Raw genomic sequence first — 2,683 nt, forward strand, 5'->3', positions numbered from 1 at the left:
TGCAGGCGAGCAATACGCTGTCGATTCAGGGCGAGCAGATCAACAACGCGTTCGGCACGTTGCAAAGCGGCGGCCTCATGTCGCTGGCGACGACGGGCAATGTCGACCTGACCTCGGCCACCGTGAACGCCGGGAGCCTCGCGCTGAACGCGGGTGGCGACCTGATCCTCAACACGGCGGCGAATACCGTCAATCAGGTGAGCGCGACGGGCGCGACACGGACGACGACCACGCTCGGCCCTATCGCGAACCTGAACGTGACGGGTAACGCGGCCATCGTGACGGGTGGGAACGTCGAGCAGAACGGCGGCAACCTGAATGTCGGCGGCAATCTCGGCATGGCCGTGGGCGGCAACTATGACATCGGCACCGTGCAGACCGGCGAGCAGAAGGTGGTCCATGGCGCGAATGGTGTGTCGGATACGAACATCAACAGCGCGACCGGTAGTACGGTGAAGGTGGGCGGCGTTTCGCAGATTGGCGTCGGCGGTAATCTGACGGCGACGGGCGCCGATATCAGCCTTGGCGGCGGCGGGACGATTGCGGCGAACGGCGACGTGACGCTGCAGGCGGCGAAGACGACTTCGACCATCGATAGCAACAGTTCGGGTAGCGACCATCACGGCAGCTATTCGGCGTCGCAACATACATCAGCCGATACCCTGACGGGGACGACGCTTAACGCCGGCAACTCCCTCACCGTGGCGTCGGGAAACAACATCAACGTCATCGGCAGCACGATCAATCTCGACCAGGGGACGGCGACGCTGGCGGCAGCGAACAACGTCAATATCGGTGCGGCGACGGAAACGCAAGTCAGCGATTCGCAGGCGACGTCCAGCCATAACGGCGTGGCCAGCCACAAGAGCACTGTCGACCAGGTGGACCAGACTGCGACGTATGCCGATGGCAGTACGGTCTCGGCGGACAGCGTATCGGTCATCAGCGGCAAGGATATCAACGTCACCGGCAGCAACATTGTTGGCACGAGTGACGTCTCGCTGGCTGCGAAGGGCAACGTCAGCATCACCGCGGCAACGGACACGCTGCAGGATAGCGAGTACCACCAGGTGAAGGAGTCGGGGCTGTCGGGCTCGGGTGGCCTTGGAGTCACAATCGGATCGAGCGAGCAGAGCGATCGCTATAACGGCACGTCGGTGACGCAGAGCCAGTCGCGCAGTATGGTGGGCAGCGTCGCGGGGAACGTCTCGATTTCGGCAGACGGGGATGTGCATGTGGGTGGCAGCGACATCGTCGCTGGCAAGGCGGCGGGAGACGTATCGGGTGCGACGGGCAATATCAGCATCACCGGCCAGAACGTGACGATTGACCCGGGGCAGGACGCTGCCCAGTCGCAGGACCAGCAGGAAGCACATTCAAGCGGCGTGACGGTCGCGGTGACCGGTACGCCATTCGATACGGCGCGGAACCTGAAGGCGGATGCGTCGTCCGGAAGCAGCTTCCAGCGTGTGCAAAGCGTGGCGAACGAGATCGGTGCGAGCGCGGCGGATGTGCCGTCGATCTCCGTGTCGTACGGCCACAGCCAGAGTTCGAGCACGACCGACCTGTCGAGCGTGACGAACAGCGGCAGCGCCATCCGCGGCGCCGGTAACGTGTCGATCACCGCGACGGGCGGTGCGGTGAAGGACGCGAACGGCAATCCGGTGGATGGCGATCTCACTGTCATCGGCTCGACGGTCAGCGCGGGTGGCACCACCTCGCTTACGGCCAACCGCAACGTGACGCTGGAGGCGTCGACCGACCAGTTGCAGCAGGGCACGCAGTCGTCCAGTTCGAGCATGGGCATCTCGCTGGCGACGCCCAGCCCCGGCGACCTGGCGCGCTGGGTGGGCGGCACCGCGAACAGCGGCGGCACCAGCCCGTCGCCGTACAACGCAAGCCGCAGTGACTCGAACGGCAACCAGACGGCGACCACCCAGACGGCGACCGTTGTGTCAGGTAACAGCGTGGTCGTGAAGAGCACGACCGGCGACATCAACGTCGTGGGCTCGGGCATCAGCGGCACACAGGGGGTTGACCTGAGCGCCGCACAGGGCGCGATCAACGTCCTCGCGGGCGTCGATACCGCGACAGGCCATCAGGAATCGAGCAGCCAGCAGATCGGCAGCCTGGGCAGCAATGGCACTTCCACCGGCTTCAGCGTCGGGGTGGCGAACAGCCACAGCGTTCAGGACACTGCCTCGCAGACGCAAAGCACGATGCGCAGCCAGATCGTGAGCGGCAACGGCAGTGTCACGCTCGACGCGAAACAGGACCTCACGGTGCAGGGCTCGGATCTGGCAGCGGCGAAGGATCTGACGCTCATTGGCAAAAACGTGAATCTCGATGCAGGCACGGATGCGCAGCAAAGCAGCCTGAGCCAGAGTGCCAGCCAGTTCGGTGTGAGCGTCGCGCTCGGCGGCGTGGTGGGCGACACCATCGCGACCGTGAACCGCAGCCTGACCCAGGCAAGCCAGACCCATGACGCCCGCCTCGCTGCGCTGGACGTGGCGCAGGCCGCGCTCGCGGTGTACGGCGCGCCGGCGGCGGCAGCAAGCGGCAAGGCCCCCGCGCTCGTGAAGGTCACCGTGAGCGTGGGCGGCGGCACGAGCCACAGCGACTCGCAGGCCAGCGCGGTCGCGAACGATGGCAGCACGCTCACTGCAGGCGCAAACGTCACCAT

General features: G+C 65.5%; 1 protein-coding gene. It reads left to right on the top strand.

Features of this window, described 5'->3' with window-relative positions:
• Window positions 1-2,683, top strand: a 2,683-nt coding sequence (locus HHL14_RS32660; RefSeq protein ID WP_206002633.1) for a beta strand repeat-containing protein, incomplete at both ends; no start/stop codon positions are given.

Origin of the sequence: Paraburkholderia antibiotica (assembly GCF_012927125.1) — a bacterium.
Lineage (GTDB): Bacteria > Pseudomonadota > Gammaproteobacteria > Burkholderiales > Burkholderiaceae > Paraburkholderia > Paraburkholderia antibiotica.